We start from the raw sequence: 14,662 nt of genomic DNA on the forward strand, positions 1-14,662 counted from the left end.
AGTCTTCTTTCTCCCGCTAACCTTGCTTGCCCGTGCGCGTCATGGTGCCGGCGACGGCGGCATCGATCACCGTTTCGACGCCAAGCCGCCGGTCGAGCTTCTCCTTGAACCCCTGGCCGGCGGATTTCGCGGCTTCGGGAAGGCTGTCCCATTCGAGCGATGCGCCCTTGAGATCGCCGTTATCGAGCTTGTCTTCGATGCGGGCGATCACCGCTTCCGGCGTGTCGCCTTCGACGCTGCCGACCGGCCGCACGCGGATGCCCGACATTGCGCTGGAGACGAGGCGATCGAAAATGCCCTGATTGGGATCTGGCCGGTGCAGCGCGTCCAGCATCGCGTCCGCCGCCGGCCGGAAACTTTCCTTCAATTCCGTCCGCGTGGGGACCCCTGTCGCGGCGACATCGGCCAGTTCCTTGACGGCCGGATCCTCGGGGGCGATGCTGCGCAAGGCGTCGAGTTCGGCGAGGAACGGCCCGCCGCGATCGATCGCCGTCTTCAGTGCGGTGACGGCAACGGCTTTCGCCATCTCGATATCGTTCGCAGGCTCGTTGAGCTTCTGCTCCGCCTGGTCGATACGGCCGGCAAGTTCCGCCCTGGCGGCGTCCGCCGCCTGGCGAGCCTCGGCAAGCTCGGTCTTCAGGGCGGCCATTTCATTCGTCAGATTGGTGACCTCGGCTTCGAGCGCCTTGATCTCGGGAGCGCCCGCCGCAGCTGCGCCGGGCTCTCGGGCCGCCTGTTCCAGGGCCGCAAGGCGGTTTTCCAAAGGGGCGACGTCCACTGGCGCCGCCGGGGCCTGTGCCTGAAGCTCCGCCTTGATCGCTTCGATCTCGCTCGCAAGGTTCTGCTCGGTGCCCGGCTGCTCCGGTCCGGGCGCCGGAACGTAGCCGGCATATTGCAGCACGCCGGCACCGGCGAGCGCTATGAGACCGCCGAGGATGCCGGCTGCAAGCGCACCTGCGCCTGTGGCCTGTCTCCTCTTTGCCTCGGGCAGTTCGCCGTTGGTCGCGTGCGGAAGCTCCGCGTCGAAGGCGGCCGCAGCCGCGTCGGCGCGTGCCTCCTCCATCTCTGTTTCCTCTTGCGGAGTTCCCTCTTTCGGATCGCCCGCCGGCAAAGGAGGTTCGCCGATACCGGCTTCGTTGCTTTCGACTTCGCCGGTTCTTACTTCGCCGGCTTCAGCCGCCTCGCTCGTCGAAATATCCGCCGGCTTGCTCTTCGCCGCATCCGGGCCGGCCGCTGCCTCGGCCGCCGCAGGTTCGGTCTTCTCCGCCTCGAGATCGATCGTCAGCGGTTCTTTCCCGGGTTTCGAGCGGCGCGGCGGCTTTTCCGATGCCATGGTCACCTCTTTACCGTTTCATTGCCTGTCGGTGTAGGCCTGAGCGGATCTGCAGCAGGAACGCTCCGCACTTTCCTCATCCGATCTAAACGCAAACCTAGTCAGCGAGGATGACGAGGGAAAGCCCCAGACCGTGCTTTTTGACGGAAATGCCCCAGATGACCCGAGCAATGTGAAGAAGGCAGGCGGAAAACCGGCGCCGACTTTGCTGATTTGGCCTCAAAGAAGCCGCAAGAGATTTTCCTCGTCTGGCACCGCCGCGACCCCGCAGGGTAGACCGTCCGGCAGGGTCTCTCTTATCGGCCAGCTCAGGCAGAGAAAGCGCGAGGCGAGGTCCGCGGGTTCAAGCCCGCTCTCCCGCAATGCTGCGTCCAGGCGCCGCGCGCTCTCGCGGGAATAGAGCATGACCGCATCGAAGGGGCCCGCGCGGAGGAGTCCGGGCAGCGTCTCCGCAGGATAGTGGACCGGCGCCATCCGGTAGCATTCGGCGGTCCTGTGCTCGATCCGCCGTTGGTGCAATGCCCGTTCGAAACCGTCGGTTCGCGGTGAACCGGCGAGATAGACCAGCGTTTCGCCGGGGGGGAGAAGGGCAGCCACCGTCTCGGCGAGTCCTTCGCCGGTTCCCGGTCCGATGCGGACATCGGTAAATCCGAGATCGCCCGCAGCGCGCGCCGTCGCTTCGCCGACTGCAAAGAGCGGAGTTGCAAGGTGTGGCTCAAGCGCCGGTCCGAGCGCGCCGAGGACGCGGACCGCCTCCCCACTGCTGACGGCGATCGCCTGGTGGGGCTCACTCAATGCTGCCCGGGCCGCGCCGGCGAGATGCTGCGCCTGCATAAGCGGCAGGATGACCGCTTCGTGACCCATGGCGCTGAGCCTTGCCGCCGTCCTTTCGGCGGCCGGGCGTGGCCGGGTCACGAGCACGCGCATCGGATCAGCTCCAGCTCGAGAAGAAACCCGGTCCGGCCTTGGCGCGGATACGCTCGCCGGCCTCCTGCCCAAGCCTTTCCGCGTCTGCCGCTCTGCCGTCGATTTCGATCTGGTGGGAGGTGGTGCCGTCGGGCGTCAGGATCATGCCGGCAAAGCGGATATGTGTCCCGTCCGATTGCGCGTAGCCGGCGATCGGCGTGCGGCATGAGCCGTCGAGTGTCGCCAGGAAGCCGTGCTCGCAGGAAACCGCCTCGTGTGTGCGCGGATCGTCGATTGCCGCAAGCAGCGTGTTGATACGGTCGTCGCCGATGCGGGCCTCGACGCAGATCGCGCCCTGGGCCGGCGCCGGCGGAAATTCTTCCGGATCAAGCAGCTCCGTCGGCACATGCTCCATGCCGAGCCGCCTTAGGCCGGCATAGGCCAGAAGCGTGCCGTCGACCTGACCTTCGGCAAGCTTGCGCAGGCGTGTCTCGACCTGTCCGCGATAGGTGATCACGTCGATATCGGGCCGAAGCCGCCGGATCAGCGCCTGACGGCGCAGCGAAGACGAGCCGACGGTGGCGCCTTGCGGGAGATCGACGAGCCTTTTGGCCGAGCGGCCGACAAAGGCGTCGCGGATGTCCTCGCGCGGCAGGAAAGCGGAAAGGAACAGCCCCTCAGGCAGCTTCGTCGGCATGTCCTTGGACGAATGCACGGCGAAGTCGAGGTCTCCCGACAGAAGCTGCTGCTCAAGCTCTTCGGTGAACAGGCCCTTGCCGCCGATCTCCGCAAGCGACCGGTCGGTGATCCGGTCGCCCTTCGTGGAAAGGATGACGATCTCGAACATTTCCGGCGGCAGACCATGTGCGGCGGCGAGCCGATCGCGCGTTTCATGCGTCTGGGCCATCGCCAGCGGGCTGCCGCGCGTGCCGATGCGGAAAGGTTTCGTTTGCATCCTTCGCCATCCGTTGTTACTGCATGCTTCCTTAAATCGGAACCGGTTTAGGACAAAACCATGCAGCAGTTCAAAGCGTTACAGCGTCCCTTGTGCGTCTGAAGGCGCACGGCGCTGTTTGAGTTTCGTGTAGCCACCTTTCACTGCGACCGCAATCTTTGAGTATAGCACGTGACGTCCCCGCCTTTGCGCATCCTCGGCATTGAGACAAGCTGCGACGAAACCGCCGCTTCGGTCGTGCTGCGTGACGAAGAGGGCCGCGGCCGGATTCTCGGCGACGTGGTGCTGAGCCAGCTGGAAGAGCATAGTGCCTATGGCGGCGTCGTTCCCGAGATCGCGGCGCGCGCCCATGTCGAGGCGCTCGACGCGCTGATCGAGGAAGCGCTCCTGCGCGCCGGCGTGACACTCCGGGACATCGACGCGGTCGCTGCGACAAGTGGTCCCGGCCTGATCGGCGGGCTCATCGTCGGGCTGATGACCGGCAAGGCGATCGCGCGGGCGACCGGCAAGCCGCTCTATGCGGTCAATCATCTCGAAGGCCACGCGCTGACGGCGCGGCTGACCGACGGCCTTTCATTTCCCTATCTGATGCTGCTCGTCTCGGGCGGCCATACACAGCTGATCCTCGTCAAGGGCGTCGGCGAATACGAACGCTGGGGCACGACGATCGACGATGCGCTCGGCGAGGCCTTCGACAAGACCGCAAAGCTGCTCGGTCTTCCCTATCCGGGCGGGCCGGCCGTCGAGCGGGCGGCGCAAGCCGGTAATGCGGAGCGCTTCGATTTTCCCCGGCCGCTCGTCGGCGACGCCAGGCTCGACTTTTCGTTTTCGGGCCTCAAGACCGCCGTCCGCCAGGCCGCACAGTCGCTGGGGCCGGTGACGGATCAGGATATCGCCGACGTCTGTGCCTCTTTTCAGCGCGCCATTTCCCGCACGCTCAGGGATCGGGTCGGGCGCGGCTTGAAGCGGTTCAGGGCGGACTTCGCCTCCGTCGACCAACCGGCTCTCGTCGTGGCCGGCGGGGTTGCCGCGAACCAGACATTGCGCCGGACACTGCAATCGCTTTGCGACGAGCACGGCTTCCGCTTCATCGCGCCGCCGCTCCAGCTTTGCACCGACAACGCGGCGATGATTGCGTGGGCCGGTGCGGAGCGCCTCGCGGCGGGCCTGCCGGCGGACGGGCTCGATGCAGCTCCGCGTTCGCGCTGGCCGCTCGATTCCGAAGCCAAGGCATTGATCGGCTCCGGCAGACGCGGCGCCAAGGCATGATGGACAGAAGATGAGCGGCAAATCGAAGAGCGCGCCAAAAATCGTGGTCGTCGGGGCGGGCGCCTTCGGAACGGCGCTTTCGGCCGTCGCGGCAGCGAAGGACAAGGCGAATGTCACTCTGCTTGCCCGCCGGGAAGAAGCGGCCGCGGAGTGTCGCCGTACCGGGCGGAATGACGCGGTTCTCCCGGGAATTCCGCTTCCCCCGGGCCTTGTCTATTCTTCGCAGGCGGCCGCGCTCGAAGACGCCGACATCGTCCTTTTCGCGATGCCTTCGCAAGCGCATCGGGACGCGGCGCGTAGCTACGGTCCCGCGATCGGCGCCAGGGCGATCGTCGTCACCTGCGCCAAGGGCATGGAGCAATCGACCGGCCAACTCCTCACCGACGTTCTCGAAGAGGAGTTGCCGGGCCGCCGCATCGGGGTGCTTTCCGGCCCGGGCTTTGCCGCCGATATCGCTAGCGGCCTGCCGACTGCCATGGTGATCGCCGCCCCCGATACGGCGATCGCGACGGAGCTTGCGGAGGCGCTTTCCGGGCGGACGTTCCGGCTCTATCCCTCGGCGGATCGCACCGGCGTTCAGCTTGGCGGGGCGCTCAAGAACGTGCTGGCGATCGCCTGCGGCATCGTCGAAGGCGCCGGTCTCGGCGACTCGGCCCGCGCTGCGCTGATCTCGCGCGGGCTTGCGGAAATGTCGCGCTTCATCGTTGCGAGAGGCGGCGAGGCGGACACGGTGCGCGGCCTTTCGGGATTGGGTGACCTCGTGCTGACCGCGACGAGCCACCAGTCGCGCAACCTGCGCTTCGGCATAGCGCTCGGCAAGGACGGCCGGGCCGCGGCCGGAAGCAGCGAGCTGGTCGAGGGCGCCTTTGCCGCATCCGTCGCCGCCCGCGTGGCGGGCGCACTCGGCATCGAGATGCCGGTCACCGAGGCCGTCGCGGCCATCGTCGACGGAAAGCTGGATGTCCGCTCGGCCCTCGAACAACTGATGTCCAGACCGATCACCCACGAATGATGTCTTCAGGAGGATCCATGCTCTTCGCACTGCTCTGCACGGACAAGCCCGGCGCGCTGCAACTCAGGCTCGACACGCGGCCCGACCATGTCGCCTATCTCAACGACCTCAATGCCCGGGGCATCCTGAAGATCGCGGGGCCTTTCCTCGGCGCCGACGGCAAGCCGACGGGGAGCCTCGTGATCGTCAAGGCCGATACGCTCGAAGAGGCCAGGGCGCTCGCCGAGGCCGATCCCTATGCGAAGGTGGGTCTCTTCGCCAATGTCGAGATCAAGGCCTACAACTGGGTCTTCAACAATCCGGAGGCTTGAGGGGCGATGGCGTTCTGGCTCTACAAATCCGAACCGGCGAAATGGTCCTGGCAGATGCAGAAGGATGCCGGCGAGAAGGGCACCGAATGGACGGGCGTGCGCAACTACCTGGCGCGCAACAACATGCGGGCGATGAAGATCGGCGACAAGGGCTTCTTCTATCACTCCAACGAGGGGCTCGAGATCGTCGGCATCACCGAGGTCTGCGCGTTGTCGCATCCGGATTCGACGGCCGAGGGCGACGCCCGCTGGGACTGCGTCGACATTCGCGCCGTCATGGACATTCCACGGCCGGTTTCACTCAAGGAAATCAAGGAAAATCCGAAGCTCGCCAAGATGTCGCTCGTTACGTCCATGCGCCTTTCGGTGCAGCCGGTGACGGATGACGAGTGGATCGAGGTCTGCCGCATGGGCGGGCTGGACAATCCGCCCCGATAGCGCCCCTGAATATCGTGAAGACCGATCCCGAAAGCTTCATCCGCGCCAACACCGACATTCTCGCGCCGCCGCACGTGCCGGAAATCCGCCTGCATCTTGCGGGAGAGGCGCATGAATTGTGGCTGAAGACCGAGGAAGAGCTGGAACGGATCGGGCTGCCGCCGCCCTTCTGGGCCTTCGCCTGGGCGGGCGGGCAGGGGCTTGCCCGCTATCTCCTCGATCATCCCGAGACGGTGCGCGGCCGCCGCGTCATCGATTTCGCCTCCGGTTCCGGCCTCGTCGCCATCGCGGCGAAGTTGGCCGGCGCCGATGAGGTCGTCGCCGCCGACATCGATCCTTGGTCCGAAACGGCCGCGCGGCTGAATGCCGGGCTCAACGGCGTATCGTTCGCCTTCACCGGCGACGATATCGTCGGCTCGGAACGGGCGGCCGACGTCTACCTCGCCGGAGACGTCTTCTACGACAAGAGCTTCGCCGATCTGCTTCTGCCCTGGTTCGAAGCGCTCGAACGCGCCGGTGCCGTCGTTCTCGTCGGCGATCCGGGCCGGGCCTATTGTCCACGCGGGCGGATGACTGACCTTGCGACCTACGAGGTACCGGTGACTCGGGCGCTCGAAGACAGCGAGGTGAAGCGCACGACCGTCTGGCGGTTCGGCACCCTCACGGGGTGACCGCGATTTGCAGGGAAGCCCCTCCCCAACCCCTCCCACAACTACGGCATGCACATATCCTTGCGCGCCGGTGCGGCGGATACTGCTCATGAAGGGGATCCCTCGGGAACCCAACCGCCTCAACCCCGCTCGGTCGGGATTGCCCCTCAACCGGCTGCCGCCACCTTCTCCCCGCAGGCGGGGAGAAGGTATATGCCGCGCCCGCTCGCTCCCTCGGGCGGGCGGTGAATGCGGGGTTCAGTCGGCGCCGCTTGTCCCTTCTCCCCGCCTGCGGGGAGAAGGTGCCGGCAGGCGGATGAGGGGCGGGTGACCGCTAATGCCAATGTTAGCGCATACGGGTTTGACCCCAAGGACCCATCCGCAAGCCTCGCCACTGCTGGAAATACAGATGCCGCCACTCCGGAGTAAGTCCGCGAAGGGCTGGACAACAAGAGATATGTGCATGCCGTAGGTCCCCACAAGGGGGAGAGGCTTAATCTGCCGCGCCCATTGCTCATATTTCATCGGTTTCGCAGGTGTGAACGCCGGGATGGCACTGGCGCCGCAACAGGCTCTAAGCCCCTCCACCCCCCCCTTTGTGGCCCTTTGTGGGGAGGGGTTGGGGAGGGGTAAGGACGGCCCGCAGCGCAGCCGCAAATCCTACGGCCGGACGACGCAGACGCCGTGCTCCCACGAACATGCGCTGGCGTTTACCTGCGGCGAGACGATGATGATCTTCGCGCGCTTCGAAGACGGATTGGCTGCGACGGTTTCCCCGGCGAGATAGGCGTAGCCGCCGTCCCGGCTGAAATAGATGCCGTTCCCTTCCTCGCGGAACGCCGAAAGGCCGCCGGCATAGGTACCGATATCCGGAATGGGTGTCGGGAAGTCGTAACTCCCATAACTGTCGTAACCGCCGGATGCGTATCCGCCGCCATTGATGACGATCACGGGACCACGATCCCGCCCGCGGCGGGCGTTACGATGCCAGGGATATCTCGGCCATGGATATCTTGGCCGCACATGACGGGTGCGGGTCTGAACATCGGGCAGGCCCCTGGAATCGGCGGATGAGAAACCGCCGATGGTCGTTATTGACCGGTGGCCCTTGCGCCAGGAGTGATGGGGCGTGCGATGCTTGATCCGGACATGGCGGGTTCGGGTCTCCACATTGCGGAAACCGTCGCTTTCGGCGGCCCGTGCCGGTAAACCGGCGGGCATCGCAAGTGCGAAGGCCACGACTAGAACTTTGGTCGTGCGGATCATTCGCGAGAGGTCCATTCTCGCTGCCTCCGGATCATCGTTAACAAACAGTTAAAGTGCATCCTGCGGCAACCGGCGGGAAATGTCACGGATTCGGTTGGGTTTTTTTCCCTGTACGGTTAAAAGACCCGATGTCTCTCGAAGGCTGGAAAATGCCGTTTTCCGTCAAATCGATTAAATTGATTTTGCACTGCAAACACACTTGTCGGGAAGCCTTATGGTGATTAAAGGTCCGGGTGACTGAATTGCGCACAATCGGGTGCGATACCGGACGAAACCAGTCCAGTTTTGGACGAAAATCCGGTCATCCCGCGAGGTTCCGATGACGAATGTCACAAGAAGCCGGCCGCTCTCGCCGCATCTTCAAATCTACAAGCCGATCCCCACCATGATCATGTCGATCATGCACCGCATCACCGGCGGCGCGCTCTATTTCGGCACCGTCCTTGTGGCCTGGTGGCTGATCGCCGCTGCTTCCGGCACTGCCTATTACGACTGGGTGAACTGGCTGTTCGGCACGTTCATCGGCAAGGTCGTCCTCTTCGGCTATACCTGGGCCCTTGTACATCACCTGCTGGGCGGCATACGCCACCTCGCCTGGGATCTCGGCTACGGCTATGAGAAGCACTTCGCGACGAGGATGGCGAAGGCCATGATCGTCGCATCGGCGACGCTGACGCTCGTCATCTGGGTCGTCGGCTACCTCGCTCGTTAAGGACTTCGACATGAATATGCGCACACCTCTCGGCAAGGTCCGGGGTCTCGGTTCGGCAAAGGAAGGCACGGATCACTTCTGGCGGCAGCGCCTCACGGCCGTCGCCAGCATTCCTCTCACGATCTTCTTCGTCGTCTTTCTCGCCCATTATGCGGGCGCACCGCATGCGGAACTGATCGCGGCCCTTTCGAACCCGTTCGTGGCGGTGACCATGGGTCTGATGGTCGTCGCCGGCCTCGTTCACATGAAGATCGGCATGCAGGTCATCATCGAGGACTACGTCCATGGGGAGGGCGCCAAGATAGCGCTTCTCATGCTCAACACATTCTTCACGATCGCGGTCGGCGGGCTCTGTCTTTTCGCCGTCCTGAAGATCGCATTTGCAGGGTAATTTCGTCATGGCATCGATCAGTTCACCCGCTGCAAACGGCAAGGCATATCAATATGTCGACCATTCCTTCGACGTCGTCGTCGTCGGCGCCGGCGGGGCGGGCCTGCGCGCGACCCTCGGCATGGCCGAGCAGGGCCTGAGGACGGCCTGCATCACCAAGGTCTTCCCGACGCGTTCGCATACCGTCGCGGCACAGGGCGGCATCGCCGCTTCGCTGCAGAACATGACGCCCGACTCCTGGCAGTGGCATCTTTACGACACCGTCAAGGGCTCCGACTGGCTCGGCGATGTCGACGCCATGCAGTACCTCGCCATGGAGGCGCCGAAGGCGGTCTACGAACTCGAGCACTATGGCGTTCCCTTCTCGCGCAACGCGGAAGGCAAGATCTATCAGCGCCCCTTCGGCGGCCACATGCAGAACTACGGCGAAGGACCGCCGGTGCAGCGCACCTGCGCTGCCGCCGACCGTACCGGCCACGCGATCCTGCATACGCTTTACGGTCAGTCGCTCCGGAACAATGCCGAATTCTTCATCGAATATTTCGCCATCGACCTGATCATGTCGGATGACGGCCGCTGCACCGGCGTGGTCGCCTGGAACCTCGACGACGGCACGATCCACCGCTTCGCCGCCAAGATGGTGGTGCTGGCGACCGGCGGCTACGGCCGCGCCTATTTCTCCGCGACCTCGGCGCATACCTGCACCGGCGACGGCGGCGGCATGATCGCCCGCGCCGGCCTGCCGCTGCAGGACATGGAATTCGTGCAGTTCCATCCGACCGGCATCTACGGCGCGGGCTGCCTGATCACCGAAGGCGCCCGCGGCGAGGGCGGCTATCTGGTCAATTCCGAGGGCGAGCGCTTCATGGAGCGCTACGCGCCTTCTGCCAAGGACCTTGCCTCGCGCGACGTCGTTTCCCGCTGCATGACGATGGAAATCCGCGAGGGCCGGGGCGTCGGCAAGAACAAGGACCATATCTTCCTGCACCTCGACCATCTCGATCCCGCGGTGCTGCATGAGCGCCTCCCGGGAATTTCGGAATCGGCGAAAATCTTCGCCGGCGTCGACGTCACGCGCGAACCGATCCCGGTGCTGCCGACGGTTCACTACAATATGGGCGGCGTGCCGACCAATTATTGGGGCGAAGTGCTGAACGCGGACAGCCAGAACCCGGAGCGCATCGCGCCCGGACTGATGGCGGTCGGCGAGGCCGGCTGCGCCTCGGTGCACGGCGCCAACCGGCTCGGCTCGAACTCGCTGATCGACCTCGTCGTCTTCGGCCGGGCGGCGGCAATCCGTGCCGGCCAGATCATCGACCGCAACGAGGCGGTGCCGGAGGTCAACACGGCCGCCTGCGACCGCATCATGGAGCGTTTCGACCGGCTGCGGCACGCCAACGGCACCACGCCGACCGCCGTGCTGCGCGACAAGATGCAGCGCGCCATGCAGGAGGACGCGGCCGTGTTCCGTACGCAGGAGTCGCTGGAATCCGGCTGCCGGCGCCTCTCGGCGATCTGGAAGGAACTGCCGGACGTCAGGGTCACCGACCGCTCGATGATCTGGAACTCGGATCTCGTCGAGACGCTGGAGCTCGAAAATCTGATGGCTAACGCCATCACCACGGTCTACGGCGCCGAGGCGCGCAAGGAAAGCCGCGGCGCGCATGCGCGCGAGGACTACAAGGACGGCCCGCTCGGCGGCCGCGACGACGTCAACTGGCGCAAGCACACGCTTGCCTGGGTCAACGACGCGGGCGACGTCCGGCTCGATTTTCGTCCCGTGCACACCGAGCTGATCGCCGAAGGCATCGATCCCTACAAGATCGAGCCCAAGGCCCGCGTCTACTGATCTCGAGGACTAAGGCACATGGTTGAACTCGCTCTCCCCAAGAACTCGCAGATCACCGAAGGCAAGGTGTGGCCGAAACCGGTCGGCGCGGCGAACCTGCGCGAATACCGGGTCTATCGCTGGAATCCGGACGACGGCAAAAACCCGCGGATCGATACCTATTACATCGATATCGACGATTGCGGCCCGATGGTTCTGGACGGTCTGCTCTACATCAAGAACAATATCGATCCGACGCTGACGCTGCGTCGCTCCTGCCGCGAAGGCATTTGCGGCTCCTGTGCGATGAATATCGACGGCACCAATACGCTCGCCTGCACCAAGGGCATGGATGAGGTGAAGGGCGCCGTGAAGGTGTATCCGCTGCCGCATATGCCCGTCGTCAAGGACCTCGTGCCTGACCTCACCAATTTCTATGCCCAGCACCGTTCGATCGAGCCCTGGCTGAAGACGGTGTCGCCGACACCGGCCAAGGAATGGCGGCAGAGCCACGAAGACCGCCTCAAGCTCGACGGGCTCTATGAGTGCATTCTCTGCGCCTGCTGCTCGACCTCCTGTCCCAGCTACTGGTGGAACGGCGACCGCTATCTCGGCCCTGCCGTCCTCCTGCAGGCCTATCGCTGGCTCATCGACTCCAGGGACGAGGCGACCGGCGAGCGTCTCGACAATCTCGAAGATCCGTTCCGGCTCTATCGCTGCCACACAATCATGAACTGCGCCCAGGCCTGTCCGAAGGGGTTGAACCCCGCCAAGGCGATCGGCGAGATCAAGAAGATGCTGGTCGAGCGGCGGTTCTGACCATCCGCCCTGCAGGTGTTTTCAGCAGCATTTCAACGGCGGGCCTCGGCTCGCCGTTTTGCTTTCACGTCCGTCACATCGACGTGTTGCTAAGTGATTTGAAACGCGCGGCGAGGCAGTTAGGTAATAGCCGAGGATGGAGGTCCGCCGATGCTTCGCCTGCTGTTCGGTTTTCTCGTCACGTGTTTCCTGCTGCTGCCGGCGCGGGCGGCGGAACCGCAATATGCTATCTTTGCCGGCGGCTGCTTCTGGTGCGTCGAGAGCGACTTCGACGCCGTGCCCGGCGTTCTCGAAACGATCTCCGGCTATGCCGGCGGCAAGAGCGCGAACCCCACCTACGAAGATTATGCGAAGGGTGGACACCGCGAGGTGGTGCGCGTGAAGTTCGACCCGGACCGGGTCTCCTATGCGGAGCTCGTCGGCGTCCTGTTCCGTACGACGGACCCGACGGATGGCGATGGCCAGTTCTGCGACCGGGGCTTTGCCTATACGACCGCCATCCATGCGCTGAACGAGCGGCAGGCGATGGACGCGAAGGCGGAAAAGATCAAGGCCGAGGCGGAGCTCGGCCGACCGATCGTAACGCCCGTCGAAGGCGCAGCGAAATTCTGGCCGGCGGAAGACTACCATCAGGACTTCGGCAAGCGGAACCCCATCCGCTACTGGTACTACCGCAACGGCTGCGGCAGGAACCGGACGGTCGAAAAGCTCTGGGGCGATCGCGCCTATGCGGGCGTCAGCCATTGATCCGATTGCCCCTCATCCGCCTGCCGGCACCTTCTCCCCGTTTCACGGGGAGAAGGGACATGGGGCATCCGCTCATTACGCCGCGATCACCGAGGAGTGAGGGGAGCGTGCCACTTGTCCCTTCGCCCCGCCCGCGGAGAAGGTGCCGGCAGGCGGATGAGGGGCAGCGCCGGATGCCAGACAGAAACGGCGGAACTCAACCGATCCGCCGTCTCCCTCAGCGCGCAGCCCAATTCGCGCCGCGGCGGAAGATCGTGCGCATCTCGGGCACCTCGAACTCTTTCGCCACATGGCCGAGTGAGGAGTAGAAGACCCGGCCTTTCCCATGTTTGCGCTTCCAGACCACCGGCATCACCACGCCTTCGATCCAGGAGGCATGCTCGCCGGAGAAGGTGGTCGTTGCCAGCACCTCGTTGGACGGGTCGACATGCATGTAATATTGCTCCGAGGTATAGGGAAAATCGGAGATGCCCTCCATCAGCGGATCGTCGGGGCGCGTGACGTTCACGCGATAGTCGATGATGTTGCCGGGATGGGCCACCCACTGGCCGCCGATGATGAACTGGTATTCGACGCTCTCGCGGAAGGCATCGCCCGCGCCGCCGTGATAGCCGGCGATACCGACGCCGCCCTCGACGGCCGCGGCGAGATTCTTCACCTCTTCCTTCTCGATCTTCGACATCGTCATGATCGGAACGATCAGCGACAGGTCGTGGATCGACGGATCGGCAAAGGCTTCGGTCGTGTGTTCCAGATAGACCTTGAACCCGTCCTCCTGCAGCATGTCGCGGATGATATGGGCGCATTCCTGCGGCTCGTGGCCGCTCCAGCCGCCCCAGACGATCAGTGCCTCGCGCATGTCGAACTCCTCCTAATGCGATTTATGCGTTAGCGGCCGATGCGGCCGTCGACGAGCGATTCCGACAGAGGTGCCGGCCGCTCGGTTTTCGTGCTGATGCTGACGGTGGTGCCGGTGTCGGCCGCCTTGTGGAACGCTTCCATGACCTCCAGCACGTGCAAGGCGAGATCTCCGTTTGCCCGGTGCGGCCGGCCCGAGCGGATGGCGTGTGCCATGTCGGCCACCCCGATCGAGCGGTAATTGCCGTCGGCATAGGGCTCGCTCGTCGCAGTCTGCTCGAAGGCGCCGCCCTTTTTCAGCAATTCGATCTGGCCGCCGAAATGGTTCGGATCCGGGACGATCAGCGTGCCCTCGGTTCCATAGAGCTCGAGCGGCACATGCCTGTGGCCCGCGACATCGAAGCTCATGCCGATCTGCACGACGGCTCCATTCTCGAAGGCCATGATGCCGGCGACATGGGTCGGCACGCGGACGGGGATGCGTTCGCCGTTGCGCGCTTCACTGGTGATGGTCCGCTCCTTCCGGGCCGCCGTGGCAAAGCCGGCAACCTTGGAGACCGGGCCAAGGAGGTTGACGAGGTCTGTGATGTAGTAGGGACCCATGTCGAGCATCGGCCCGCCGCCGACGTCGTAATAGAAGTCCGGATTGGGATGCCAGCGCTCGTGGCCGGGGCACATGAAGGTGGCGGTGCCGCCGACGGGCGTGCCGAGCACGCCGGAATCGACGATTGCGCGCGCCGTCTGATGCGAGCCGCCGAGGAAGGTGTCGGGGGCGGCGCCGATCCGCAGGCCCTTCTCGCGAGCCATCGCCACCAGCTTGTGCCCGTCTGCGAAATCGGTGGCGAGCGGCTTTTCGGAATAGGTGTGCTTGCCGGCCTCGAGCGCCTGCATGGCGACTGTCACGTGCGCCTTCGGCACGGTCAGGTTGACGATGAGTTCGATCGAAGGGTCCGCGAGGAGATCGGCGACGTTGCGGGCCTCGACCTTGAACTCCGCAGCGCGCTCTTCGGCGAGACTGCGGTTCAGATCAGCGATCCCGCGGATGTCCAGGATCGGAAAGGCTGCCATCGCCTTCAGATAGGCCGACGAGATGTTGCCGCAGCCGATGATGCCGATACCGAGTTTTTCCATCAGTCTCCTCCCGAAATGGATAGATAAGTTCGGCGC

The 14,662-nt window shown here is 64.6% G+C and carries 16 protein-coding genes; 10 read left to right on the forward strand and 6 right to left on the reverse strand.

Annotation, left to right across the window (positions count from 1 at the left end):
• Nucleotides 1-16: 16 nt before the first annotated feature.
• From JOH52_RS07470 to hemC, 3 genes are all read right to left on the reverse strand, one after another.
• Nucleotides 17-1,333, reverse strand: a complete 1,317-nt coding sequence (locus JOH52_RS07470; RefSeq protein ID WP_013844906.1) for a COG4223 family protein — start codon at nt 1,331-1,333, stop codon at nt 17-19.
• 219 nt (nt 1,334-1,552) lie between these two features.
• Entirely contained in the window at nt 1,553-2,260 is a 708-nt protein-coding gene (locus tag JOH52_RS07475; RefSeq protein ID WP_010970393.1) for a uroporphyrinogen-III synthase, read from the reverse strand.
• A 4-nt stretch (nt 2,261-2,264) separates the two neighbouring features.
• Nucleotides 2,265-3,194, reverse strand: a complete 930-nt coding sequence (gene hemC, locus JOH52_RS07480; RefSeq protein WP_107010545.1) for a hydroxymethylbilane synthase — start codon at nt 3,192-3,194, stop codon at nt 2,265-2,267.
• 171 nt (nt 3,195-3,365) lie between these two features.
• Between hemC and tsaD the strand changes: the two genes are divergently transcribed.
• The 5 genes from tsaD to JOH52_RS07505 are packed head-to-tail and all read left to right on the forward strand — an operon-like array spanning nt 3,366 to nt 6,895.
• Complete coding sequence (tsaD, locus tag JOH52_RS07485) at nt 3,366-4,463, forward strand: tRNA (adenosine(37)-N6)-threonylcarbamoyltransferase complex transferase subunit TsaD (protein ID WP_013844905.1); 1,098 nt, start codon at nt 3,366-3,368, stop codon at nt 4,461-4,463.
• 10 nt (nt 4,464-4,473) lie between these two features.
• Nucleotides 4,474-5,475 (forward strand): NAD(P)H-dependent glycerol-3-phosphate dehydrogenase, encoded by a 1,002-nt coding sequence (locus JOH52_RS07490; RefSeq protein WP_010970390.1) that lies wholly within the window; start codon nt 4,474-4,476, stop codon nt 5,473-5,475.
• Nucleotides 5,476-5,492: 17 nt separating this feature from the next.
• A complete protein-coding gene (locus JOH52_RS07495; RefSeq protein ID WP_010970389.1) occupies nt 5,493-5,786 on the forward strand; it encodes a YciI-like protein in 294 nt (97 codons plus the stop codon).
• 6 nt (nt 5,787-5,792) lie between these two features.
• On the forward strand, nt 5,793-6,224 hold the full coding sequence (locus JOH52_RS07500; protein ID WP_003531172.1) for an EVE domain-containing protein: 432 nt from the start codon (nt 5,793-5,795) through the stop codon (nt 6,222-6,224).
• Nucleotides 6,225-6,238: 14 nt separating this feature from the next.
• On the forward strand, nt 6,239-6,895 hold the full coding sequence (locus JOH52_RS07505) for a class I SAM-dependent methyltransferase (protein ID WP_014526996.1): 657 nt from the start codon (nt 6,239-6,241) through the stop codon (nt 6,893-6,895).
• A gap of 639 nt (nt 6,896-7,534) precedes the next feature.
• Here the strand turns inward: JOH52_RS07505 and JOH52_RS07510 are convergent.
• On the reverse strand, nt 7,535-8,155 hold the full coding sequence (locus tag JOH52_RS07510; protein WP_010970387.1) for a hypothetical protein: 621 nt from the start codon (nt 8,153-8,155) through the stop codon (nt 7,535-7,537).
• Between the two features lie 304 nt (nt 8,156-8,459).
• On the opposite strand from JOH52_RS07510, the gene sdhC reads away from it, so the two are divergent.
• The 5 genes from sdhC to msrA all read left to right on the forward strand — a co-directional run bounded on the left by sdhC (nt 8,460) and on the right by msrA (nt 12,637).
• On the forward strand, nt 8,460-8,852 hold the full coding sequence (gene sdhC, locus JOH52_RS07515) for a succinate dehydrogenase, cytochrome b556 subunit (protein WP_003531169.1): 393 nt from the start codon (nt 8,460-8,462) through the stop codon (nt 8,850-8,852).
• Between the two features lie 10 nt (nt 8,853-8,862).
• On the forward strand, nt 8,863-9,243 hold the full coding sequence (sdhD, locus tag JOH52_RS07520) for a succinate dehydrogenase, hydrophobic membrane anchor protein (protein WP_003531168.1): 381 nt from the start codon (nt 8,863-8,865) through the stop codon (nt 9,241-9,243).
• 7 nt (nt 9,244-9,250) lie between these two features.
• Nucleotides 9,251-11,092, forward strand: coding sequence for a succinate dehydrogenase flavoprotein subunit (sdhA, locus tag JOH52_RS07525; RefSeq protein ID WP_010970386.1), 1,842 nt, complete (start codon nt 9,251-9,253; stop codon nt 11,090-11,092).
• 18 nt (nt 11,093-11,110) lie between these two features.
• The gene (locus tag JOH52_RS07530) at nt 11,111-11,890 is read left to right on the forward strand and encodes a succinate dehydrogenase iron-sulfur subunit (protein ID WP_003531162.1); all 780 of its coding nucleotides are present in this window, start codon (nt 11,111-11,113) and stop codon (nt 11,888-11,890) included.
• Nucleotides 11,891-12,040: 150 nt separating this feature from the next.
• A complete protein-coding gene (gene msrA / locus JOH52_RS07535) occupies nt 12,041-12,637 on the forward strand; it encodes a peptide-methionine (S)-S-oxide reductase MsrA (RefSeq protein WP_010970385.1) in 597 nt (198 codons plus the stop codon).
• A gap of 217 nt (nt 12,638-12,854) precedes the next feature.
• On the opposite strand, the gene JOH52_RS07540 is transcribed toward msrA, so the two are convergent.
• Both JOH52_RS07540 and JOH52_RS07545 read right to left on the reverse strand, forming a co-directional pair.
• Nucleotides 12,855-13,496, reverse strand: coding sequence for a ThuA domain-containing protein (locus tag JOH52_RS07540; RefSeq protein WP_010970384.1), 642 nt, complete (start codon nt 13,494-13,496; stop codon nt 12,855-12,857).
• A gap of 29 nt (nt 13,497-13,525) precedes the next feature.
• A complete protein-coding gene (locus JOH52_RS07545) occupies nt 13,526-14,626 on the reverse strand; it encodes a Gfo/Idh/MocA family protein (RefSeq protein WP_010970383.1) in 1,101 nt (366 codons plus the stop codon).
• Nucleotides 14,627-14,662 lie beyond the last annotated feature (36 nt).

Source organism: Sinorhizobium meliloti (genome assembly GCF_017876815.1).
Taxonomy (GTDB): domain Bacteria; phylum Pseudomonadota; class Alphaproteobacteria; order Rhizobiales; family Rhizobiaceae; genus Sinorhizobium; species Sinorhizobium meliloti.